20 protein-coding genes and 3 tRNA genes are annotated in these 22,746 nt (G+C 72.8%); 15 read left to right on the forward strand and 8 right to left on the reverse strand.

Annotated features, from left to right (window positions below; translation table 11 throughout):
* Window positions 1-23 precede the first annotated feature (23 nt).
* The 4 genes from KJS59_RS10105 (at window position 24) to KJS59_RS10120 (ending at window position 3,322) form a co-directional block, all read left to right on the forward strand.
* Window positions 24-869, forward strand: coding sequence for an ion transporter (locus tag KJS59_RS10105; RefSeq protein ID WP_249714023.1), 846 nt, complete (start codon window positions 24-26; stop codon window positions 867-869).
* A 125-nt stretch (window positions 870-994) separates the two neighbouring features.
* Window positions 995-1,345, forward strand: a complete 351-nt coding sequence (locus KJS59_RS10110; RefSeq protein WP_213452383.1) for a hypothetical protein — start codon at window positions 995-997, stop codon at window positions 1,343-1,345.
* 192 nt (window positions 1,346-1,537) lie between these two features.
* Window positions 1,538-2,824 (forward strand): ArsB/NhaD family transporter, encoded by a 1,287-nt coding sequence (locus KJS59_RS10115; RefSeq protein WP_213452385.1) that lies wholly within the window; start codon window positions 1,538-1,540, stop codon window positions 2,822-2,824.
* An 18-nt stretch (window positions 2,825-2,842) separates the two neighbouring features.
* Window positions 2,843-3,322, forward strand: coding sequence for a cation:proton antiporter regulatory subunit (locus tag KJS59_RS10120; protein ID WP_213452387.1), 480 nt, complete (start codon window positions 2,843-2,845; stop codon window positions 3,320-3,322).
* 69 nt (window positions 3,323-3,391) lie between these two features.
* Here KJS59_RS10120 and KJS59_RS10125 read toward each other — a convergent pair whose 3' ends face one another.
* Both KJS59_RS10125 and KJS59_RS10130 read right to left on the reverse strand, forming a co-directional pair.
* Entirely contained in the window at window positions 3,392-5,536 is a 2,145-nt protein-coding gene (locus tag KJS59_RS10125) for a beta-N-acetylglucosaminidase domain-containing protein (RefSeq protein WP_213452389.1), read from the reverse strand.
* A gap of 45 nt (window positions 5,537-5,581) precedes the next feature.
* Window positions 5,582-6,631 carry an ROK family protein gene (locus tag KJS59_RS10130; RefSeq protein WP_213452391.1) on the reverse strand — a complete coding sequence of 350 codons (1,050 nt, stop codon included), beginning with the start codon at window positions 6,629-6,631 and terminating at the stop codon, window positions 5,582-5,584.
* Between KJS59_RS10130 and KJS59_RS10135 the strand changes: the two genes are divergently transcribed.
* From KJS59_RS10135 to KJS59_RS10150, 4 genes are all read left to right on the forward strand, one after another.
* On the forward strand, window positions 6,594-6,974 hold the full coding sequence (locus KJS59_RS10135; protein WP_213452393.1) for an FAD-dependent oxidoreductase: 381 nt from the start codon (window positions 6,594-6,596) through the stop codon (window positions 6,972-6,974). The two genes, KJS59_RS10130 and KJS59_RS10135, sit on opposite strands and share 38 nt — an antisense overlap.
* A 248-nt stretch (window positions 6,975-7,222) precedes the next feature.
* Entirely contained in the window at window positions 7,223-7,600 is a 378-nt protein-coding gene (locus KJS59_RS10140) for an ArsR/SmtB family transcription factor (protein ID WP_213452395.1), read from the forward strand.
* An 81-nt stretch (window positions 7,601-7,681) separates the two neighbouring features.
* Window positions 7,682-8,713, forward strand: a complete 1,032-nt coding sequence (locus KJS59_RS10145) for an RNA polymerase subunit sigma-70 (RefSeq protein WP_213452397.1) — start codon at window positions 7,682-7,684, stop codon at window positions 8,711-8,713.
* Window positions 8,710-9,270 (forward strand): dihydrofolate reductase family protein, encoded by a 561-nt coding sequence (locus KJS59_RS10150; RefSeq protein WP_213452399.1) that lies wholly within the window; start codon window positions 8,710-8,712, stop codon window positions 9,268-9,270. The genes KJS59_RS10145 and KJS59_RS10150 overlap by 4 nt, the downstream gene beginning before the upstream one ends.
* 64 nt (window positions 9,271-9,334) lie before the next feature.
* On the opposite strand, the gene KJS59_RS10155 is transcribed toward KJS59_RS10150, so the two are convergent.
* Both KJS59_RS10155 and KJS59_RS10160 read right to left on the reverse strand, forming a co-directional pair.
* Window positions 9,335-11,110 carry a cellulose-binding domain-containing protein gene (locus KJS59_RS10155; RefSeq protein WP_213452401.1) on the reverse strand — a complete coding sequence of 592 codons (1,776 nt, stop codon included), beginning with the start codon at window positions 11,108-11,110 and terminating at the stop codon, window positions 9,335-9,337.
* Between the two features lie 276 nt (window positions 11,111-11,386).
* Window positions 11,387-11,755: a hypothetical protein gene (locus KJS59_RS10160; RefSeq protein WP_213452403.1), complete on the reverse strand. Its 369-nt coding sequence runs from the start codon at window positions 11,753-11,755 to the stop codon at window positions 11,387-11,389.
* Between the two features lie 982 nt (window positions 11,756-12,737).
* Here KJS59_RS10160 and KJS59_RS10165 point away from each other — a divergent pair.
* The 3 genes from KJS59_RS10165 (at window position 12,738) to KJS59_RS10175 (ending at window position 13,007) form a co-directional block, all read left to right on the forward strand.
* Window positions 12,738-12,810, forward strand: a tRNA-Gly gene (locus tag KJS59_RS10165).
* Between the two features lie 39 nt (window positions 12,811-12,849).
* Window positions 12,850-12,920: transfer RNA gene (locus KJS59_RS10170), tRNA-Cys, on the forward strand.
* Window positions 12,921-12,935: 15 nt separating this feature from the next.
* A tRNA-Val gene (locus tag KJS59_RS10175) sits at window positions 12,936-13,007 on the forward strand.
* Window positions 13,008-13,245: 238 nt separating this feature from the next.
* Here the strand turns inward: KJS59_RS10175 and KJS59_RS10180 are convergent.
* From KJS59_RS10180 to KJS59_RS10190, 3 genes are all read right to left on the reverse strand, one after another.
* Entirely contained in the window at window positions 13,246-14,397 is a 1,152-nt protein-coding gene (locus tag KJS59_RS10180; RefSeq protein ID WP_213452405.1) for a S8 family serine peptidase, read from the reverse strand.
* 195 nt (window positions 14,398-14,592) lie between these two features.
* The gene (locus KJS59_RS10185; RefSeq protein ID WP_213452407.1) at window positions 14,593-15,216 is read right to left on the reverse strand and encodes a tetratricopeptide repeat protein; all 624 of its coding nucleotides are present in this window, start codon (window positions 15,214-15,216) and stop codon (window positions 14,593-14,595) included.
* The gene (locus KJS59_RS10190) at window positions 15,195-15,668 is read right to left on the reverse strand and encodes a hypothetical protein (RefSeq protein ID WP_213452410.1); all 474 of its coding nucleotides are present in this window, start codon (window positions 15,666-15,668) and stop codon (window positions 15,195-15,197) included. The genes KJS59_RS10185 and KJS59_RS10190 overlap by 22 nt, the downstream gene beginning before the upstream one ends.
* A 574-nt stretch (window positions 15,669-16,242) precedes the next feature.
* Between KJS59_RS10190 and KJS59_RS10195 the strand changes: the two genes are divergently transcribed.
* From KJS59_RS10195 to KJS59_RS10210, 4 genes are all read left to right on the forward strand, one after another.
* On the forward strand, window positions 16,243-17,781 hold the full coding sequence (locus tag KJS59_RS10195; RefSeq protein ID WP_213452412.1) for a Re/Si-specific NAD(P)(+) transhydrogenase subunit alpha: 1,539 nt from the start codon (window positions 16,243-16,245) through the stop codon (window positions 17,779-17,781).
* Between the two features lie 2 nt (window positions 17,782-17,783).
* Window positions 17,784-19,190, forward strand: coding sequence for a Re/Si-specific NAD(P)(+) transhydrogenase subunit beta (gene pntB, locus KJS59_RS10200; RefSeq protein ID WP_213452414.1), 1,407 nt, complete (start codon window positions 17,784-17,786; stop codon window positions 19,188-19,190).
* A 54-nt stretch (window positions 19,191-19,244) separates the two neighbouring features.
* Window positions 19,245-21,224, forward strand: coding sequence for a CocE/NonD family hydrolase (locus KJS59_RS10205; protein WP_213452416.1), 1,980 nt, complete (start codon window positions 19,245-19,247; stop codon window positions 21,222-21,224).
* 107 nt (window positions 21,225-21,331) lie between these two features.
* A complete protein-coding gene (locus KJS59_RS10210) occupies window positions 21,332-21,934 on the forward strand; it encodes a TetR/AcrR family transcriptional regulator (RefSeq protein WP_213452418.1) in 603 nt (200 codons plus the stop codon).
* Window positions 21,935-21,949: 15 nt separating this feature from the next.
* Here KJS59_RS10210 and KJS59_RS10215 read toward each other — a convergent pair whose 3' ends face one another.
* Window positions 21,950-22,717, reverse strand: a complete 768-nt coding sequence (locus tag KJS59_RS10215) for a hypothetical protein (protein WP_249714024.1) — start codon at window positions 22,715-22,717, stop codon at window positions 21,950-21,952.
* Window positions 22,718-22,746 lie beyond the last annotated feature (29 nt).

A 22,746-nucleotide genomic window follows, 5' to 3' on the forward strand; every position in this document is an offset into this window, starting at 1 on the left:
TCCCCGCCGCCCCGCCGTCCAGAGTGGTGAGATGGTCCGCGGCGATCGCCCAGTCGCACGCCTTCGAGGTGGCGATCGTGGTCGCGGTCGGCGCGAACGCGCTGGTCCTGGGCTTCGAGACCTACCGGCCACCGGGGTCGGCCGGGCTCCTGCTGCGGGCCCTGGAGTGGGTCTTCCGGACCATCTTCGTCACCGAGATCGCCATCCGGATCCTGGCGCACGGCCGCCGGCCGCAGGACTTCTTCCGCCACGGCTGGAACATCTTCGACTTCGTCGTGATCGCCGCCGCGTTCATCCCCGGCCTGCACGGGGACTCCGCCGCCCTCCGGTTGATCCGCATCGCCCGGGTGGTGCGATTGGTCCGGTTCTCACCCGGATTGCGCACGATCGTGACCGCCCTGCTGCGCAGCATCCCCGGCGTCGGCGGCTTCCTCGCCCTCGCGATGGTCACGCTGTACGTGTACGGGATGGCCGGCTGGCTGCTCTTCGGTGAGCGGTACCCGGAGGAGTACGGGACCATCGGGCGGGCCGCGCTGACCCTGTTCGTGCTGCTCTCGCTGGAGACCCTGCCGGACCTGATCGAGCAGGGCATGGATCTCTCGCCGTGGACCCTCGTCTACTACATCAGCTACGTGCTCATCACCGCGAACCTGCTCCTGAACATCCTCATCGCGGTCATCGTCAACTCGATGGAGGAGGCACGCCACCTGGAGATGACCCGGGGACTGGCCGCGGACTACGACGAGGACGGCGACGGCGTGCCCGACGAGATCGACCGGATCGTCATCAGCCAGCGGCTGGACGCGCTGCGCAAGATGATCTCGGACCTGGAGCGGGACCTGCGCATCGATCGGGACGACCGTCGTTGACCAGGTAGACTGGCCTGCCGAACCCTTGCCTGTGCCGTGCGCAGCGACCAGACGTGGGAGGTGCCGCGATAAAGGTCCACCTTGGTCGTGGCCGCCACGGGTCCGCCGCATGGCTGTCGGCGCTCGTGCTGGGCGTGGTCACCGGCGTCGCGGCGCTGCTGATCGGCATGAGCGTCGCACCGGAGCTGAGTCCGGGCGACACGCTCCAGGTCAAGCCCCGCTCCGTGGCGGGCGCGACGTCGACCGCGACCTCGTCCGGTAGCCCCGGCGCGTGGGCACAGGCGGGCACCTGCGACCCACCGCTCGGCAGCGGCGATGACGCCCCCACCGTCGCGTCCGCGGTGCTACCGCCCCGGGTCCACCCGGAGCCGGCGGGCTACGTCGTCGCCCTTCCCGCCGCGGTGACCCGCACGCCGTCCTCGCACGCACCGCTCACCCCCGGCTGCCGGGGTCCCCCCGCCTCCACCGCGCACTAACGATCACCTCACCGTTCACCGCCGCCGGACGACCGGCGGCGGACCAGCGCGTTTTCCGGAGGCCATTGTGTACCGCCCGTTCGCGGTACGGGTCACGCTGCCCGTACCGCCATCCGCCCGTTCCTCGACAACGAACCCCCTCTCGCACTCGACCGGTCACACGATGGCCGACGGGCCGCCGGGGGGCCGGCCATGACCGCGTACCTCGCCATCGCCATCTTCTCGGTGGCGTTCTTCTTCATCGCGACCGAAAAGATCCACCGGGTCGCCGTCGTGCTGACCGCCGCCGGGCTGATGGCGCTGCTCGGCCTGGTCCCCGGCAAGGACGTCTTCTTCTCCGAGCACGCCGGCATCGACTGGAACGTCATCTTCCTGCTGCTCGGCATGATGGTCATCGTCGGCATCGTCAAGCGGACCGGCCTGTTCGAGTACCTCGCGATCTGGGCGGCCAAGCGCGCCCGGGGGCGCCCGTACCGCCTGATGGTGATGCTCATGCTCATCACCGCGGTCGCGTCGCCGTTCCTGGACAACGTCACCACCATCATGCTGGTGGCGCCGGTCACCCTGCTGGTCTGCGGCAAGCTGGGCATCTCCCCCGTGCCCTACCTGATCGCCGAGGCGCTGGCGTCGAACATCGGCGGCGCCGCCACGCTGATCGGCGACCCGCCGAACATCATCATCGCCAGCCGCGCCGGCCTGACGTTCAACGACTTCGTGGTGCACATGGCGCCGGTGGTCACGGTGGCGTTCGTCGTGTTCGTGGTCCTGTGCCGCCTGCTGTTCCGGCGCTGGTTCGAATACCACCCGGAGCGGGTGGCGCAGGTCATGGCCCTCGATGAGCGCAAGGCGATCCGGGACACCGGGCTGCTGGTCCGCTGCCTGGCCATCCTCGCCCTGGTCATCATCGCGTTCTCGCTGCACTCGGTCCTGCACCTGGAGCCGGCCATCGTGGCCCTGCTCGGTGCCGGCGCGATGGTGCTGGTCACCCGCTCCGCCCCCGAGGACTACCTGGCCGAGGTGGAGTGGTCCACGCTGGTGTTCTTCATGGGCCTGTTCGTCATGGTCGGCGGGCTGGTCGAGACCGGCGTGATCGGCGCCGTCGGCAGTTGGGCGGTGGGCGCGATCGGCCACAACTACCTGAGCGCCGCCACCTCGCTGCTGTTCGGCTCGGCCATCCTCGGCGCGTTCCTGGACAACATCCCGTACGCGGCCACCACGGCGCCGATCGTCGAGGATCTCGTGGCGCACAGCGCCGATCCCGCCCTCGCCCAGCCGCTGTGGTGGGCCTTCGCGCTCGGCGCCGACTTCGGCGGCAACGGCACCGCGGTGGCCGCCAGCGCCAACGTGGTGGTCCTGGGGATCGCCGCCCGCAACGGCGAGCCGATCAGCTTCTGGCAGTTCACCCGGTACGGCATCGTCACCACCGCCGTCACCACCGCCGTCGCGTGGGCCTATGTCTGGCTCCGCTACTTCGCCTGACCCGTGAGGGAGGACACCGTGACCATCGACCACACCGCCTTGCCCGCGATCGGGCCGCGATTCACTCTCACCACCGAGGACGGCCGGCACGTCGGCGTCGTCCGCCACCACGACCGCCGGGAACTCGTCGTGTACGACGTCGACGACCCCGACCGGGTGGCGGTGGACGTCGTCCTCACCCCGGCCGAGGCGGACGCGCTCGCCGCCCTGCTCGGCTGCCAGGGGCCCGCCGTCCACGTCGTCAGCATGGAACGGCACCGCTCCCACCTGGCCTCGGTCCACCTCCTCCTCGGCCCGGGCTCGCCGTGGGCCGGCCGCACGGTGGAGGAGGTCAACCGGCGCGCCGGCCCCGGCGCGAGCGTCGTGGGGGTGGCCCGCCAGGACGACACCGTCCTCAACCCGCCGCCCGGCCTGGTACTCCGGCAGGGCGACGTGGCGCTGCTGCTGGCCCCGGCGGACGTCGCCTTCACCGCGATCGGCCGGCTGACCCAGAACTGACGCCCGCTCGCTGCGACCTTGGCCGCTCCGGGATCGGACGGCCAAGGTCGCGGCGGCGGTGCGTCGCGGCTACCGCGGCGCCTTCGGGGCCGCGGCCAGATCCCCCGCCGGGGACGGGCGCGGGATCGCCGCTACCGCGCTGCCCGTCGCCAGGCGGTCGAAGGCGGCCTCGACGATGACCCGCCCGGCGGGACCCATCAGCCACGGCGCCGGCCCGTCGGCGCCGAGGAACAGGCCGATCCGCGGCGCGGGCGCGACCGTGCCGTCGGCCAGGGTGGCCCCGGCCGGGTAGTGGAACAGGGCGGGCCGGTCCTCGTCGACCACCCGCGCCACCACACGCGCATCCGGGCCGACCTCCGCCACGGTGAGCTTGCCCGGCCCGCGGTAGACGGGCACCGCGCCGGCCAGCCCGGCGGCGAGCGGGTCCGCCGGCTCCGCTATGCGCACCCGGTCGCGGGCCAGCAGGACCACGCCGCTGGTTGCCAGGCCGAGCGGGACGAACCCGTGCCACGCCAACAGCGGTACGTCGACGCGGGCGACGGCGGCGATCGCCGCGTCACCGGCGCCCCGGGTCACGACCACGGCCGCCGCCTCCCGGATCTCCTCCGGCCCCGGCAGCGCGCGCCGGCGCACCGCGAACCCCCGCCGCGCCAGCAGGTCGGCGACGGCCTCGTCCCCGGCGGTGCGCCGGTCGCCGGTCACCAGCAGGGCCGCCGGGCGCCCCTCGGCGGGCATGGACTCGGCCGGCGCCGTCCGGTCCAGCACCTCCCGGACAAAGGGCGGGATCACTGAACGCAGCACGTTGGCGTAATGGCGCTCAGCTTCACCGAGGGCGCGCCGGACCTCCTCCCGCAGCGCCTCCACCTCCCCCGACGCCCCGGCCCGGGGCTGCGGCACGATCGCGGCCTGGGGTTGCGACTCGGCCGCAGCCCGGGGTTGCGACTCGGCCACGGCCCGGGGTTGTGGCACGGTCGCGGCAGGGGGTTGTGGCACGGTCGCGGTCTGAAGCAGGCGCGCGGCGGCCAGGCCGGCGTCCGCCATAGCGATCGCCGCGTCCAGCCACGGGCGCAGGGCCGTGACGAGCGGTTCCGGCTCGCGTGCCGCCCGGCAGCCGCGAGCCAGGTCGGTCAACCGGCCGGTGAGCACGTCGAGACCGCCGGGCCGCCCGGCGAGCGCGTCGCCCACCGCGCGGGCCAGTGCCGCCTCCTGCTCGGCCTCGGGTGGCCAGGCGGTGCACGCCTCGACCAACGGCGCCAGGTCGGCCGCTCCGGCGCCGGCCACGGCGGCCAGCGCCCGCCGCGCCGAGGCGGCGGGATCGTAACCGCGCGGGTCGCGCGCCCAATCCGCGACGCAGGCCAGCGGGATCCGGGACGGTACGGCCTGCACCATCGGGTTGGCCAGGACGCCCGCCAGGGCGCCGCCGCCCAGCTCGCCGGCCCGGCCGGTCAGCGGGCCGAGGAACAGCCGGGACGGTTCGTAGTCGTTGACCGGGAAGTTGTCCCACAGCAGGACGCGACGCCGGTAGCTGGCCGCCGCCCGGGCGACGTCGTCGCGGGTCACCGCGCCGGTCACGATGTCGCAGCCGGTCCACGCCACGATGGCGTCCGGCGGGGCCGTCCGGGCGAACCGCTCGCGGTAGGGGGTGGCGTCGCACCCGGCGTAGTCGGTCGGGCAGACCAGAAGCGGCTCCCGGATGCCTCGCGGGCGGAGGAACCCGGCGACGAAGGTGGCGGCCGCCTCGCCGTGCGCCGCGCCGGCGGCACCCGCGCCGGGCCAGCGGTTCAGTTCCTCGGGCCGGGTCAGCTCGGCGGGCACGTCGTCGAAGAACAGCGCGAAGTGCCCGATCCCCGCGTCGAACACCTGACCGGCCTTCGCGGCGAGTGCCCGGTGGTCGGCGTCGTCCGCGAAGCGCATGCTGAGCCCCGGGCTGATCGCGTACACGAAGCGGATGCCGAGCGCGCGCGAAGCCGCCGCCAGCTCGGCGAGCCGGGCAAGCTCCGGCTCCGGGTACGGCTGCCGCCACCGCGCGCGATGGTGCGGGTCGTCCTTCGGGGCGTAGACGTAGGTGTTCAGGCCGACCCGCGCGGAGAACTCCAGGTGCGCCAGGCGCTCCGCGTGCGACCAGGGGGGTCCGTAGAACCCCTCGACGGTGCCGCGAACCGGCAGTTCAGGATCTCCGTGCCCGGGGGTGGCCGGGTGGGGGCTGGCCGACACCCCGGAACGATACCAGCCGGTTTGATTCGTTATCGACGCCTTTCATCAGGCCGTCGGCCGGAGCGCCGTGCGGGTCAGGACGCCGAGCGGGTCGGCCAGCAGCGGGGCGAAGCCGAGTTCGGCGGCGCCGACCAGGGTGGCGTCGTCGCCGAGCGCCGAGGTGCGCAGCCGGACCTGCTCACGGGCGACCGGCAGCACGTTGGCCGCGATGCGGGCGCGTACCTGGGCGGCGGCGCCCGGGTACATGTCCCGCAGCATCCCGCCGAAGATGACCATGCCGGGGTTGAACAGGTTGATGAGGTTCGCCACCCCGATGCCGAGCCAATCCCCGATGGTGCGCAGCGCGTCGCGGGCCGCGGGGTCGCCGCGGTCGGCGTCGTCGACCACGGCGCGCACGGCGTCGCGGCCGATCAGGTCGGCGGCGTCGAGCAGGGCCCGCTCCCCGACCTCCGCCTCCAGGCAGCCACGCGACCCGCACCCGCAGGGCCGCCCGCCGTGCGGGTTCACGATCATGTGCCCGAGTTCGCAGCCGTACCCGCCGTCGCCGCCGAGCAACTTGCCGCCGACGATGATGCCGCCGCCCACGCCCACGTCGCCGTGCAGGTAGATCAGGTTCTGGAAGCCGACGGCCGCCCCGCGCCGCTGCTCGGCCTGCGCGCCGAGGTGCGCCTCGTTCCCCACGGCGACCGGCAGGCCGAGCCCGAGCCGGCGGCCGAGTTCGGCGCCGAACGCCTGGTCCACCCAGCCCAGGTGGGGGCCGTAGCGCACCATGCCGTCGCCGGGCCGGATCATCCCGCAGTACGACGCGCCCACCCCGGCACAGACCGAGTCCGCCGGTGCCGCGTCGTGCAACTGGCGGCCGAACCGGGCGAGCACGTCCACCACACGCTCCAGGTCGGGGCCGGCCCGGGGGCGGTCCACCGCCCTGCGGTCGAGGATGGCCCCGCCCAACCCCACCCGGGCGGCGACCAACCGGTCCACGGCGACGTCGAACGCCAGCACGTACACCCGGTGGGACTGCGGCCGCACGACCAGCGATGGCCGGCCCGCCCGGCCGGTGTCCGACGGGTGCTCCGGCGAGCGCGGTCTCGTCATCGGGTGCTACAACACGGGCAACGCCGCGAACGTCTACAGTGCACTGTCCCCGGCCGAGCGGGAGGCCCGCGCGGTGGCGCAGGGCGTGAAGATCCATGGCGAGAAGTACCGCACCGAACTGGCGAACTCCTTCTCCATCGCCTGGCACCGCACCCCGTACCTCGAGGGCGGCTGGACCTCCCCGCCCTACACCAGCCCGGGGTACCGGTTGCTGCAGCAGCCCGCCGGCCGGGTCTACTTCGCCGGGGACTGGCTCAGCCACTCGGTCGCCTGGCAGCACGGCGCGTTCCTGTCCGTGCGGGCCACGGTCACCGCGCTGCACCAGCGGGTCATGGCCGGCTGACCTCCCGCGGTGTCGCAGCAGGGGCCGGTGGCGGGCTCCGGCGGGCTCCCGCAACAGCCATCCGAGCCGGCCGTCTGATCCCCGGTGTACTCACCCTGGGTCCCGCTCTCGGTGTTGGTTTCGGTCATCGCGGCACTCCTCCGATCCGTCAACGGGTACCCGCACGCACCCTGTCTCGATGATGTGTGAACTAGACAATGTTCGAATCAGGAGTTGCACGCTGATTTGAGAGCTGTCAAGCTAGAGCCATGTCAAAACAGCCGCCACCCGTCCGCACCGAGCCCACGGCCGCCGGCGCCGCCTGCTGCCCGCCGATCTGGCAGGGGAACCTGTCCACGGAGGCGGCGGCCGCGCTGGCGCCCGCGTTCAAGGCGCTCGGCGATCCGGTGCGGCTGCGGCTGATGTCGATGATCGCCTCGGCGTCCGGCGGCGAGATCTGCGTGTGCGACCTCACCCCCGGGTTCGACCTGTCCGGGCCGACGATCTCGCACCACCTCAAGACCCTCCGCGAGGCCGGCCTGGTCGAAGCCGACCGCCGGGGTACCTGGGTGTACTACCGGGCGCGGCCCGGGCTGCTCCGCCAGCTCGCCGCGCTGCTGACGGTGGACGAGCCGGCCTCCGTGTAGCCGCCACCGGGCCGTCGCGCCGTGGCGGCGATCCGGCCGCTCTCCCGGCGGGCACGCGATCCGGCCGGTAGCGTCGTACGGGTGACCGACGAGGTGAGCTTCGCCGAGCTGGTCGAGCGGTACCGGGGCGAACTGCGGGTGCACTGCTACCGCATGCTCGGCTCGTTCGACGAGGCGGAGGATCTGGTCCAGGAGACGCTGCTGCGCGCGTGGAAGGGGCTCGACGGCTTCCACGGCAGGTCGTCGATGCGCACCTGGCTGTACCGGACCGCGACCAACGCCTGCCTCGACGCCCTCGACGGCCGGCAGCGCCGGGTGCTGCCGCACCACCTCGCGCCGCCCGCCGACCCCGCGCGGCCGGAGCCGGGCCGGGTCGAGGTCGCCTGGTTGCAGCCGTTCCCCGACCGGCTGTGGGAACCCGTCGCGCCGCGCTCGGACGAGCCGGAGGCGGCGGCCGTCGCCCGGGAAACCATGGAACTGGCCTTCCTGGCCGCGATCCAGCACCTACCGCCCCGGCAACGGGCGGCCGTCATCCTGCACGACGCGCTCGGCTGGCCGGCTCCCCAGGTCGCCGCGGTGGTGGAGGGCAGCGCGGCATCGGTCAACAGTGCCCTGCAACGGGCGCGCGCGACGCTGCGGGAGCACCTGCCGCCGCGCCGCGCGGAATGGGCGCCCGCGGCGCCGCCCACCGACGAGGAGCGGGCGGTGCTGCGCCGGTACATGGCGGCCGTCGAGCGCGGCGACCTGGCCGGGGTCGCCGACCTGCTGGCCGAGGACGTCCGCACGACGATGCCGCCGTACCCGGTGTGGTTCGCCGGCCGGGCGGCGGTGCTCGCGGCGCTGGCCACGAGCTGGGATCCCGGCTCACCGGAGTACGTGGGGGCGTTCCGGATGCTGCCGACCGGCGCAAACGGCCGCCCGGCGGCGGCGGCCTACGTGCGGCGGCCCGGGCGTGACACGTACCAGCCGTTCGCCATCGGGATCGTGTCCGTGGCGCGGGGGCGGATCATGGAGATCACCGCCTTCCACGAACCCGCGCTGTTCCCCGCGTTCGCCCTGCCGCCCCAGCTGACCGATGAACTTTCCGCGCCGGCACCGTCTGCATACGCATGACCAGAATCCTGTACTCCGCGACCATGTCCCTCGACGGTTACATCGCCGGCCCGGGCGGTGACATGTCCTGGCTGGCCGAGCACCTCGGCGGGCCCAACCCGGTCGCCGAGGACCTGATGGGGCGGATCGGTGCGCTGCTCGTCGGCGCCCGCAGCTTCCACGGCGACGACCCGAACCGCGGCACCGACCGGGAGGGCGCGTTCGGCGGCGCGTGGACCGGGCCGAGCTTCGTGCTCACCCACCGGCCGCCGGCGACCCCCGTGCCCGGCGTCACCTTCGTCACCGACCTGGACAGCGGCCTGGCCGCGGCCAGGGCCGCCGCCGGCGACCGGTGCGTGAACATCATCGGCGCCGACGTCGCGGCGCAGTGCCTCGCGGCCGGCCAGCTCGACGAGATCGTGGTGTTCATCGCGCCGGTGCTGCTGGGCGACGGCGTGCGGCTGTTCCACCGGCCCGGCGGCGCCCAGGTACGGCTGGAGCAGCTCGCCGTCACACCGGAGCCGGTGCCGTGCCTCTCGCTACGCGTCCGGCAACCGGCGGCCGGTTCCCAACACTGACGGATACCCACGGCAGCCGGGGGCCCGTACCGGACGTCCGGTACGGGCCCTCACCGTGGAACCGTCAGTTGGGAGCGTGGATCTTGTCCGCGGTGTTGGCCGCGTAGTCCCGGGTGGCGCCGCGCACGTAGGTCTGGACCGGTGCGTGGTTACCGGAGAAGTACTGCCGGATGGAGCCCGGGAAGGGCGAGGTCGAGACGTTGCGGCCGTACACGTCGGTGTAGACGGTGGTCGGGCCGGTGTTGCGCACGGTGAACGTGCCCGGCCGGTACTCGCGCAGCGTGCCCTTGAACGGTGAGCGCGGATCGTCCCACGCGACCTGCTGGCCGGTCTGCTGCGTGATCTGCCGGACCTGGTCGCAGTACTGCCCGCGGATGCCGCTGTAGCAGAGGTCGACCTGGTGCGCGAGGTGGTTCGACAGGGACGCGTCGTAGTACCGGCTCGGGTTGAGCACGTAGAACAGCGGGGCGATATTGAAGGTCAGTTGCGAACTGCTCACGGTCACGTCGGAGAACCAGAACTCGTGCAGGTCGTTGGTGTCGAACGGGACGTTCGAGTTGGTGGTCACCTCGAAGTGCGTCTTGCCGTCCCGGATCGCCTGGACGCAGTTCTGGTCGGTGATGAGCCGGCCGAGTGACCGGGTGTCCGACGGCGAGTCCGCCGGGACCGCGGGGCCGACGTTCGTGAACTGGCCGCCGAGGTTGGGGCCGGGGCAGTCGGTGTTGCCGAAGCCGCCCGGCCGGCCCAGCGGGATCATGGCACTGAACCGGGCCTCGCTGACCTGCCCGTTGTCGTTGTGCGTGCAGCGGTTGTTGTAGAGCAGTTCGTGGACGTTGTTGGTGAACGCGTCCGCCGAGTGCGTGCCCTGGTGGAACTTCAGCAGCACGTCGCAGACGGCGACCGTGGTGCCGCTGGGCGGGAAGAAGCTCGTGCCGTTGTCGCCCTGGATCACGTTGACCCGGTTGACCGCCAGCACCTTGTGCCCGACGTGGTCCTCGTGCCGCTGCCCGCTGTCCGGGTTCGTCGACATCATCACTTCGCTGGTGTACCCGAAGGCCGGCCAGCCCACGGTGGCGAACAGGTTCGACGTGCGCGGGTCGTCACCGTGCTCGTGGCCGAAGCTACAGCCGCTGGGGTCCCTGGCCGGGTGCCAGGTGGGGTAGACCTTGCCGTCCGGCCCGTACGTCCAGTAGCGCGCATGGATCTCCTTCGAGCACTCGCCGGCGGCCGGCGCGTAGCCCTTCGGGTCGTTCATGACGATCAGGTCGTACGCGTGGCTGGTCTGCGCTCCGGCGGGCGGCAACGACCGGCCCCAGTCCGGATTGCCCGACGGTGGCGTGGTCGGCCCCGACGTCGGCGGCGTGGTCGGCGGCCGCGTCGTGGGCGGCTGCTGCGGCGGCGTGGTGGACGGACCGCCGGGCGCGCCCGTGCAGGTGGTGCCGTTGAGGGCGAAGGCGGTGGGCGCGGGGTTGCTGCCGGTCCAGGACCCGTTGAAGCCGAACGAGGTGCTCGCCCCGGTGGCGAGGCCGCCGTTGTAGCTGGCATTGCGAGCGGTGACCTGGCTGCCGCTCTGCGTCACCGTGGCGTTCCACGCCTGGGTGACCTGCTGGCCCGCCGAGTAGCTCCAGGTCAGCGTCCACGAGCTGACCGGGTCGCCGAGGTTGGTGACGCTCACGTCCCCGGTGAAGCCGCCCTGCCACTGCGAGGCGACCGTGTACGTGACGCCGCATCCGGCGGCGGCGGCGTTCGCGGCGACCGCGACCGCCGCCCCGCTGGCGACCATCAGGGTCGCCACGACCGCCCTCGACCACAGCCGGGACCGGTAACGATGGGTACGCATGGGCTGATCCTCCAGACGAGGGCGGTGGGGGTTGACGCGGCGTGCCCCCTCGCGGACGGGCAGACCACGCCGGCCTACCCGGGGGCAGGCGAGCGTGAGCCCTCGCTCGCGAGGCGATCCGGTGCGCGACGTCCGGGACGGACAACTGTGCCACCTGTAGGTATACATCTATGTCGATGCGTCTGGCCAGACCAATTACCGGAAAGATTCCGGATGATCTCCCGCGAGGTCTCGGTAAGACACGCCGCTTCCGGCCAGGTCGGTATCAAGATCTCCCTAGCTAGCCGGGCGGTGGCGGTCGCGGATCCATTCGGTGTACAGCCGGTCCAGTTCGTCGACCGTACCGATGATCCGCCGCCGGCCGGGATCGCGGCGATACGTGTCGATGGCGTAGGCCAGAAACTCCGGCTTGGTGGTGAGCAACTGGGCGGAGAAGTGCAGGTCTCCGCCGAACCGGCGGTTGACCAGCCGGACGATCCGGCCGGCGATCGACGAGGCGACCGCGGCCCGCTCCGACACCGCGACGGTGACGTACGCTCCGCCGTTCAGATCGCGGGTCACGTGGCCGCGCTCGACCGCCCACCACGGTACGGCGGTCGGCCGGAACGGGCCGGGTACGTACAGGCCGGCCGGGGTGAGCGCCACATAGGACCGCCATCCGGTGGCCGGTAACACCAACGCCCAGACGGCGGCGAGCGCGGTGAGACCCGCCGCGGGAAGCCAGACCGCCGGCGAGAGGTCCGATTTGACCAGTTGCCAGCCGCCGACGAGGGGCGGAAGTCGCGAACAGCAGGAGCGCCAGGACGGTGAGCATCCCGACGATGATCGACGCCGCGGCGAACACCACGAACAGCAGGCGTTGACCGAGCGTCGGCTCCCCCGCCGCGGCCTGCGGAACCCCCGGGGCCCGGCCGCCACCGACCGGCAACGCGGCCCGGGCCCGGTCGCGGCGCAGCGCGGGCACGGCCGGCAGCAGCAGGAGAAGCAGGAAGGCCGCAGCCCACACCATCATCACGCCCAGCCGGCCGTCACGCGTCCGAGCGTCCACCTTGAACGCGGCGACGGTGAACGGCACGCTGAGGGGAATCAGGGCGAGCCCATCCCACAGCGCCCACCGCCACCGGACGAGCAGACCGAACCCGACGAGGCCGACGACGACGGCCGCCGGCAGCCCGTAATGCCGGGCCGGCGGGTCGGACATGTCCACGACGGCGCTCATGCCGGCGGCCAGCAACACCAGCACCCCGGCAACGGAGACCGACCACGGCAGCCTCGCCAGCACCATCCCGACCTCCCTGATCACGTCGCGCAGACGCGCCATACCCAGACCCGGCGAGAATCACGCCCCCGATGGCGGGCCCGGCCCGCCGCACCCGACCGCAGCGGAGACGCCCTCTCCGCGACACTGGAAGGCCACCGACACGGCGCCGATCGAGCACGGGTCGAACGGGTCGTGGCCACGGCGGCGCCCTGCGGCGGCCTGCGGTAGGGGCCGTTCCCGGGTGGGGCAGGAGTAGCCCAAGTGCCTGGTGAGCCGGCCGGGGGCGCGCCCAGGGCCCCCCGAGTTGGCAGTACGCCGCGTACTCGGCTAAAGTTCACATCCGTCGCCGGGAACGCCCGGAGACACGCGGACGTAGCGCAGTTGGTAGCGCATCACCTTGCCAAGGTGAGGGTCGCGGGTTCGAGTCCCGTCGTCCGCTCGGAGAGGCCATCGGGCTATTCTCCCCGGCCTCAGCCTCGGTGGGGTGGCCGAGAGGCGAGGCAACGGCCTGCAAAGCCGTGTACGCGGGTTCAAATCCCGTCCCCACCTCAACTACATAGACTCGGGCGATTGGCGCAGCGGGAGCGCACTTCCTTGACACGGAAGAGGTCACTGGTTCGATCCCAGTATCGCCCACACGCAGGTCAAGGGCCGCTTCCGAGCACCGGAAGCGGCCCTTGCTCCGTCTAGGGTGTCTATGCCGCCCCGACGCCCCGGGGAGGCACTCCGACCATCCGGTCCATGACCTCCGCCATCTGTTCCAAGGTCGGTGCGAAAGGCGACGAGCGCGCCGGTGTCGAGCAGGAGGATCAGTCGGGTGTAGGACCGGTGCGGCTGGCCGCGTACCGGGACGCCGGGGGCGGCGGGTACCCGGTCACGTCCGGCTCCATCCGCCCGTGGGGCGTGCCGGCCGGTCCCGCCGGATGCTCCAGACAAGGAGCAGGACGACGATCGCGACAGCCACCAGGAGGCACAGTGCTCCGGCGGCCCACGGCAACAGTCCGACCAAGTCGTGGCGCCGCTGCGCGCTGCGCTGTTCGCCGCGCTGGGTGTCGTACGCCGCGAACACCGGGTTCGGCGCGTCGGCGGGCACCTGGGCGGTCAGCGCCCGAGCCGGGTCGATGACCCCGTAGCCGGTGGTGTCGTCGCGGCCCGGCGGGCCCACGTCGCGCGCCGTGGCGATGATGCGCTGGACCACCTCGCGGGCCGAGGCGTCCGGGTACCTGGCCCGGACCAGTGCCGCCAGGCCGGACACCAGCGCGGCGGAGTCGCTCGTGCCGTTGGAGTCGACGATCTCGCCGTCGATGTTCTTGCTCGTCACGCCCTTGCCCGGTGCGGCCACGGCCACGTACGGCTTGCGTTGGGTCTTCTGCCACGCGCGGTCGAAGCGATCGACTCCCCCGACGGCCAGCACGCCCGGGCAACTGGCCGGCTCCTCGGTGTGGTTCTCCCCGTTGCCGTCGTTGCCGGCGGCCGCCACGATCACGGCGTCGCGCTCGATCGCGTAGTCGATCGCCGATTGCATCCGGGGTGAGCAGGCGTCGAGGATCTGGATCCCGGACATCGACACGTTGATGACCTTCGCGCCATGGTCGGCCGCCCACCTGATGCCGGCGTGGAGCTGGTTGCCGGTGCTGGCCCTGACCGGCAGGATCGTCGCCTTCGGCGCCAGGCCGACCATGCCGCCGTCGCTGCCCCGGGCCGCCACCAGCAGGGCCATCGCCGTGCCGTGGCCGTTGAAGTCCCCGCGCCCGTCGCTGTCGTCCCGCTCGTCCTCGTCGGCGCCCAGGTCGACGCCCGGCAGGACGGCGTCACCGCGGATCTCGGGCAGGCGCCGCCCCTCGTCCACTCCGGTGTCCACGATGGCCACCGTGACGCCGGCGCCCTGCGAGATCGGCCAGACGTCGGTGCGGACCTTCCACGCCGACAGGTACCACTGGCCCGGATGCGGCTTCGGCCCCGCGTCGGCGGACGCGGGCGCCGGCAGCGCGGGCGCGGCCACCGCGGCGGCGATCGCGACGGCCACGCGCGCCGTCCAGCGTCCAGCGGCGTGGGCCCGACCGGTCCGCCGGCCGCCGGTGTGACCCTTGTTCGAGCCCAAGACCTCTCCTCCGCTGACGACCTGCCTGCTCGTCACGAGCCTGGCCCCGCCCGGCGGCGCGGACAACGGGCTCGGACGGATCCGGATGAATCCGGATGGCCGGCAGGACGGCTCCCGGGGTCAGCCGCCCGTCATCGACAGCAGCCGGTCAAGGTCCTCGACCTCCGCCCGATTGCCCAGACCGGCGTGCACGGCCCGGGCACGGGACCAGGCATCCCGAGCGGCGGCCCGCGTGCCGGCCGCGTGGTGGGCATCGCCGAGGGAGCGCAGGATCCGTCCGCGCAGGGGCGGACCCTCCAACCCCTCCGCGATCGCCAGCACCTCGGTGCACAGCGCCACCGCCTGCTCGGGGCTCCCCTGCCTCAGGCACAGGTCGCCGAGGGCCTTGAGGGCCAGCGCCTGACCGAAGCCGACGCCGAGCCGGCGGCAGGCCACCAGCGCGGATTCGAGCGTCCGCCGCGCCTCCGGGTGGCTCTGGTCCGCGAGGACCTGGCCGAGCGTCAGCAGCGTCGCCGCCAGCGCGCTGGCGTGCTCACCATCATCCAGAATGGACAGAGCCTGCCGCAGGCGTACCTGCGCCGCGTCCAGGGCGCCCTGTTTTCGGTACAGCGCGGCGAGCGCCCGTAGGGTGACCGCCTCCCGCACCCGCAGCCCGTACCGGCCGGTGAGTTCCAGCGCCCGCAGGTAGGACGCCTCCGCCTCGCCGGCGCGCCCCTGGTGCGTCAGCGCGATACCCCGCGACAACCACAGGTCGCCGACACCACCGGCGCCGTCGCGTCGCCACCGGGCGTCAGCAGCTCGATCAGCTGCGCCACCGCCTTCTCCCGCCCGACGAAGTCGGCGACGTCGGCGGGCAGCAGCGCCGGCACCGGTCGGGCGAAAGCGTGAACCGTCGATGCCACGCCGGGCGGATCGCCGAGATCGGCCTGCTGGACGCGCCGGCACGCGTCCGCCCACCGCTGGACGGCCGCGGCGTCCGCACCGCAGGCGGCGACGAACCGCCGCACCACATCCAGCGCCAGCAGCCGGGACCGGTGCGCGCTCAGCGCGTCCGCCAGCGTGCTGCGCGGCACCCCGGACAGCCGGGCCAGCCGGTCGAACGATGGATTCCCGGCCCACGCCTTGACCGCCCGGAGCCGGGCCACGAACGCCAGGGGGCTGTCCACCCCCACCGGATCAGGCGGGCCGATCGACACGCTTACGGAGTCTACCGAGCGGCCGACGGGTCTACCGTGGACGGTTCGGCCCGCTCGAACCCGGGTTGGGGTGGCCGGGCGAGAGCTCCCCCGGTTCCGCCCGATGACCCGGCCCCTGCTGTTGCCGGAGGCGTCCACGGCTGGCAGTCGCCCGTTCGGTTGCCGGCCGGTCCCGTCGTGACCGCGCGGACCGTTCCGCGCCGGGCCGCGGAGGAGACCGGAAGTGCCCGGCCCGCCCCCAGGGAGCGCCTCGCGTCCCGCACCCTGCGGAAGGCGGCGACGGCGGGCCGCGCACCGGCGTGTCGTATCCCACACGGCGGATTTCGGTGGCTGGCCTGCTCACCGAGGTCGCGTACCTTGGCTTTTGTGGGAGTTGAGGCCGCGCCGCGCCGAAAGCATGGGCCGAACGGCCTAGCTGCGGACGGGTCGTCTCCCATACAGTTCGGGCTGTCAGTACTTGATCATCTGGCTGCGACCGCGGCGCCGCCAGCGAAAGGGTTCGGCCGGCCGGGCGGGCGAGAGCGAGCGGCAGGGATCACCGCAGCCGCGAGCCGGAACCAGAGTTGGAGGAGACGTGCTGATCGGGGTGCCCAGGGAGGGCCGACCGGGGGAGACGCGGGTGGCGGCGACGCCGGCGACGGTGCGTCAACTCACCGGGCTCGGTTACGCGGTGGTCGTCGAGAGCGGCGCCGGGCTGGTCAGCAGCTTTCCGGACGAGTCCTACGCCGAGTCGGGCGCCCGGATCGGGTCGGCTTCCGAGGCGTGGTCGGCCGATGTGGTGCTGCACGTGGCCAAGCCGACCGCCGAGGAGGTTGCCCGGCTGCGCGACGGTGCCCTGCTGGTCAGCCTGCTGAGCCCGGCGCTGGACCCGGAGTTGGTCGAGGCGCTCGCCGCCCGGCCGGTCACCGCGCTGGCGATGGACGCCGTCCCCAGGATCTCGCGGGCCCAGTCGCTGGACGTGCTCAGCTCCATGGCCAACATCGCCGGGTACCGCGCGGTCGTCGAGGCCGCGCACGCGTTCGGCCGCTTCTTCACCGGCCAGGTGACCGCCGCCGGGAAGGTGCCCCCGGCCAAGGTGCTGGTGGTCGGCGCCGGCGTGGCGGGGCTGGCCGCGATCGGCACGGCGAGCAGCCTCGGCGCGATCGTGCGGGCCACCGACGTCCGGCCCGAGGTCGCCGAGCAGGTGCATTCGCTGGGGGGCGAGTACGTCGCCGTGCGGGCCGCCGAGCAGCAGGTCAGCACGGACGGCTACGCCCGGGAGATGTCCGAGGACTACAACCACCGGGCCGCCGAGCTCTACGCCGAGCAGGCCCGCGACGTCGACATCATCATCACCACCGCGTTGATCCCCGGCCGGACCGCACCGAGGTTGATCACCGAGGAGATGGTCGCCAGCATGCGGCCGGGCAGCGTGATCGTCGACATGGCCGCCGCCCAGGGCGGCAACGTGGCCGGTTCGGTGCCCGACCGGGTCGTCACCACCGCCAACGGTGTGTCGATCATTGGCTACACCGACCTGCCCGGGCGGCTGCCGGCTCAGGCCTCGCAGCTGTTCGGCACCAACCTCGTCAACGTCATGAAGCTGCTGACCCCCGGCAAGGACGGGCAGGTCGTGCTCGACCTCGACGACGTCGTGCAGCGGTCGATGACCGTCGTCCGCAACGGCGAGAAGCTCTGGCCCCCGCCGCCGGTGCAGGTCTCGGCGGCTCCGGTCGCCGCTCCCGCGCCCCGCCCCGCCACCCCGGCGCCGGCCGCGAAGCCGGCGGCCTCGCCCGCCCGGACGTTCGCCGTCGTGGGCCTCGCAGCGGCGCTGCTCTTTCTGGTCACCGCCTTCGCGCCGGATCGCCTGATCGAGAACTTCACCGTGTTCGCGCTGGCGATCGTGGTCGGGTTCTACGTGATCGGGCACGTGCACCACGCGCTGCACACCCCGCTGATGTCGGTGACCAACGCGATCTCCGGAATCATCGTGGTCGGCGCCCTGTTGCAGCTGGGCCACACCAGCGCGCTGGTCACGGTCCTCGCGTTCGTCGCGATCCTGATGGCCTCCATCAACGTTTTCGGCGGCTTCGCCGTGACCCGCCGCATGCTCCGCATGTTCACGAGGGGCTGACCATGACCGCCGTCTCCGCCGCCTCGGCGGCCTACATCGTCGCCGGCCTGCTGTTCGTCCTGAGCCTGGCCGGCCTGTCCAAGCATGAGACCGCCAGGTCCGGCATCGTCTACGGCATCGCCGGCATGACGCTCGCGCTCGTGGCGACCGTCGGCCTGGCCTCCCGCAGCGTCGAGGCGTCCGCGATCGCGCTGATCGTCGTCGCGATGGCGCTCGGCGCCGGCATCGGCCTCTGGCGCGCCGCCAAGGTCGAGATGACCGGCATGCCCGAGTTGATCGCGCTGCTGCACAGCTTCGTCGGTCTGGCCGCGGTGCTGGTCGGCTGGAACGGATACCTGTCGGTCGAGCGCGGCGGCGCCGCGCAGACCGAGGTCGCACCCGAGTTGCTGGGCATCCACTCGGCCGAGGTGGTCATCGGCGTCTTCATCGGGGCGGTGACGTTCACCGGTTCGATCGTGGCGTTCCTCAAGCTGTCCGCCCGGATCAACAGCAACCCGCTGACGCTGCCGGGCCGCAACTGGCTCAACGTCGGGGCGCTGGCCGCGTTCGTCGGCCTGACCGTCGCCTTCGTGGCGAGCCCGGGCCCGGGTGTGCTCGCCGCCGTCACGGTGCTCGCGCTGGCCCTCGGCTGGCATCTGGTCGCCTCGATCGGTGGCGGCGACATGCCGGTCGTGGTGTCGATGCTCAACAGCTACTCGGGCTGGGCCGCCGCGGCGTCGGGCTTCCTGCTCGACAACAACCTGCTGATCCTCACCGGCGCCCTGGTCGGCTCCTCCGGTGCGTACCTGTCGTACATCATGTGCCGGGCGATGAACCGGTCCTTCATCTCCGTCATCGCCGGGGGCTTCGGCAACGAGGGCGCCGTGGTCGCCGCGGCGGTGGAGGGCGAGCACACGCCGATCGTCGCCGAGGAGGCCGCCGATCTGCTGCGCACCGCCAAGTCGGTGATCATCACGCCCGGGTACGGGATGGCCGTGGCGCACGCGCAGGGCGCCGTCGCCGAGCTGACCCGGAAGCTGACCGATCAGGGGGTGGAGGTCCGTTTCGGCATCCACCCGGTCGCCGGGCGCCTGCCGGGGCACATGAACGTGTTGCTCGCCGAGGCGAAGGTCCCCTACGACATCGTCCTGGAGATGGACGAGATCAACGACGACTTCGCGAACACCTCGGTCGTCCTGGTCATCGGGGCCAACGACACGGTGAACCCGGCCGCGCTGGAGGATCCCGGCAGCCCGATCGCCGGCATGCCGGTGCTGGCGGTGTGGGAGGCGGAGAAGGTGATCGTGTTCAAGCGGTCGATGAGCACCGGGTACGCCGGCGTCCAGAACCCGCTGTTCTTCCGCGAGAACACCCGGATGCTGTTCGGCGACGCCCGGGAGCAGGTCGAGGCCATTCTCAAGGCGCTGTGACGGTCGCGGCTTGCTGACTGGTGACTCAGTAAGGAGTGTCGTAGGCTCGGCCCGGTGAGCGGCGTACCAATGTGGATCCCGATGGATGACGGCGTGCGGCTGGCCGCCACGCTGTACCTGCCGGCGGGCGGGGCGCCGGTCCCCTGCCTGCTCGAGACCCTCCCCTACCGCAAGGACGACGTGACCGCCTCCTACGTGGCCGACTACGAGCGGCTGCGGGACGAGTACGGGTACGCGGTGTGCCGGGTGGACCTGCGCGGCACGGGTTCCAGCGAGGGTGCCGCCACCGACGAGTACCCGGCCCGCGAGCAGGACGACCTCTGCGCGGTCATTGCCTGGCTGGCCGCCCAGCCGTGGTGCGACGGCGGGGTGGGCATGTTCGGCACCTCGTACTCCGGGTTCAACTCGATCCAGGTGGCGGCGCGGCGGCCACCCGCGCTGAAGGCCATCGTGCCGGTCTACGCGACGGACGACCGGTACACCGACGACGTGCACTACCTCGGCGGCGCCCGCCGGCTGCTGGACCTGGTCGACTACCCCACGTACATGGTGGCGATGAACGCGCTGCCGCCCGTGCCGGAGGTGTTCGGCGCCGGGTGGCGCGAGGAGTGGAAACGCCGGATCGACGAGAACCCGCCGTGGCTGCTGCGCTGGACCGAGGAGCAGACCGGCGGCGGGTACTGGCGGCACGGCTCGCTGCGGCCGGAGTACGCGGCGGTCCGGGTCCCCACGATGATCGTGGCGGGCTGGGCGGACGGGTACCGCAACAACACCTTCCGCACGTACCAGGCGCTGACGGCGGCCGGTACTCCGGTGCGCCTGCTGGCCGGGCCGTGGAGTCACATGTCGACGGCGACCGCGCTGCCCGGTCCGCACATCGACCTGACCGCGGAGATGGTCCGCTGGTGGGACCGGTGGCTGCGCGGGCGGGACACGGGCATCGGCGCCAGTACCGACGAGCCGGGCGGCGAACCGGCCATCGTCTACTTCGCACGGGAGTTCACCGCGCCGGAGCCGGACGCCGTGGTCGTCAACGGCCGCTGGCAGGCCGAGCGGGCGTGGCCGTCGCCGCGGGTGGCCGAGTGGGCACGGCCGCTGGACGGCGGGCCGGGCGGCGCGGAGCGGCCGAGCCCGATCGTCCACCGTGTACGGCCGGATGTCGGCACCGCCGCCTGGAACAGTTGCGCCGGGCAACTTCCCTACGGCCAGCCCACGGATCAGCGGTACGCGGACGCGGCCTGCCTCACCTGGGAGTGGCCGGCCGACGGGGACGGACTGGAACTGCTCGGCCACGCCCGGCTCGCGGCACGGGTCGCCGCCGACCGTCCCGTCGCCAGCCTGGCGGCCCGCCTGTGCGACGTGGCGCCGGACGGCACCTCGGTGCTCATCACTCGCGGGCTGCTCAACCTGACCCACCGCGAGGGGCACGAGGAGCCGGTGCCGCTCACTCCCGGCGAGTTCGTGGACGCGACGGTCGAGTTGGAGGCGACCTCGTGGCGGGTCCGGCCCGGGCACCGGCTACGGCTCGCGGTGACCGGAGTGGACTGGCCGAACAGCATCGCCCCGCCCCGGCCGGTCACGCTGACCCTGGACGCGGGTGCGAGCACGCTCCACCTTCCGGTCGCCGCCGATGAGGCGGAGCCGGCACCCGCCGCGCTACCGCACCTGCCGCCACCGCCGGTGCCGGAGACCGCGGCCATCACCTGGCGGATCAGCGACGACGTGCTCGCCCGGGTCACCTCATGCACGGTGGACCACGGGTCGACGTACCCGGTCGTCGGGCCGGGTTCGTGCACCGACCGGTACACCGGCACGGTGACCGTCGACCGCCGCACCTGGGGGCAGACCGCCACGTCCGGCGCGGTGTTCGAGATCGCGTGGCCGGGCCACCCGGTCGTCCGCGCCGAGGCCACGGTGGAGTTCCGGGCGGACGCGGACGGGTTCGACACCACGGTGACGGTCGCCGCGACCGAGGACGGCGCGTTGGTCGGCTCCCGCACCTGGCACCAGCGCCTCCGCCGCAACCTCGCCTGAACCGCTGCCACCCGGCCACCCGGCCGAGCGGTTCTTGACTGTTCCCACAGTCAACTGTGCCGCTAAGCCGACTGGGCGGCTCGCCCGGATCGGTTACCGTATGCCGCGTGACGAGACGCTCTGCCGAGGTGCGGCTGGACGCGCTGCTGCGCACCGCCTGCGACGTGATCGTTCGGCGGGGCCTGGCGAACACCCGAACGGCGGACGTGGCGCAGGCCGCCGGGGTCAGCCAGGCGCTCGTCTTCTACCACTTCACCACGAAGGAGCGGCTGCTCGCGCAGGCGTTCGCGTACGCGGCGGAGCAGGATCTGAGCCGCCTCGACGGCGTGCTCACCTCGACCGTGGCGCCGCTGGAGAAGCTCAGGAAGATTCTCAAGCTGTACGCGCCGACCGGCCGCTCCAAGTCGTGGGCAATGTGGATCGACGGGTGGTCCGAGTCGCTGCGCACGCCCGAACTGGAGAAGGTCTCCCGCCGGCTGGACCTGCGCTGGAAGGAGGCGTTCACCGAGGTGATCGCGGCCGGCGTGGCGGAGGGCACCTTCCGGTGCGACGACCCGAGCGGCGCGGCATGGCGGATCAGCGCGCTGGTGGACGGGCTGGCGGTGCAGGTGGCGGTGCACGAGCGGGTCATCACGCGCCGCCAGCTGGCCGAGTGGGTGCGCCTGACCACCGCCCGTGAACTGGGCCTGGAACCGGCCCAGCTCACCTGAGGGCGGCCGGCGCCGTCAGCAGCCGATGCGCGAGGTCGACAGGGCGATGTCGTCGTAGGTCAAGTCGAAGTGGTCCGGCTTCGGGCCACCCTGGTACAGCTGCCAGCCGATCTTGATGGTGTCCACCCGGGGCAGCACGAAGTCGACCGGGTTGCCGCCGTGGTCGGTGGTGCTGACGGTCAGGTCCGGCTTGGCCACGCCGTCGATCCAGACGCTGATCCGGTTCTTCGGCGCCTCCTGCCGCCACTCGACGCAGAGCCAGCGCCCCGCCACGCTGGGCGCGGACTCGCGCCAGTTCGTCCAGTCGCCGGTCGGCCCGCCGTCGGCGCCGACGCCCCACAGGTCCTTGCCCAGGGGCGGGACGTACTGCCCGCCGAGCGGGCGCACCACCTCGGCGGAGCCGCTACCGGTGGTCTCGACGAGCGTGTAGTGCGCCCAGTCCGGCGCGGTCGGGAACGCCTTGACCCGCACCCGGAGCCGGCCGTAGAAGCTGTTCCCCGGCGCGGCGAAGTCCTGCACCTTCAGGAAGGCGTAGCCGTTGCCCTCGGTGTGCACCCGCAGCACCCGGCCCTGGTGCGGCTCGTGGTCGATGGTCAGCGTACCGTGCCGGGTGTCGATGCCCCACGCGAGGCTACTGGCGCCGCCGAGGGGCTGGCGCTCGAAGTCCTCGCAGAACAGCAACTTGCTGTCGCGGCAACTGCCCGGGCCGCCCTTCCCCGTCGCGGGCGCGGCCGCGGACGCCGCGCCGCCGAACAGGATCAGCGCCACCACCGATAAGGACATCCACCGCATGCCAAGCCTCCCGCCATCCG

Origin of the sequence: Rhizomonospora bruguierae, assembly GCF_018397995.1 — a bacterium.
Taxonomy (GTDB): domain Bacteria; phylum Actinomycetota; class Actinomycetes; order Mycobacteriales; family Micromonosporaceae; genus Rhizomonospora; species Rhizomonospora bruguierae.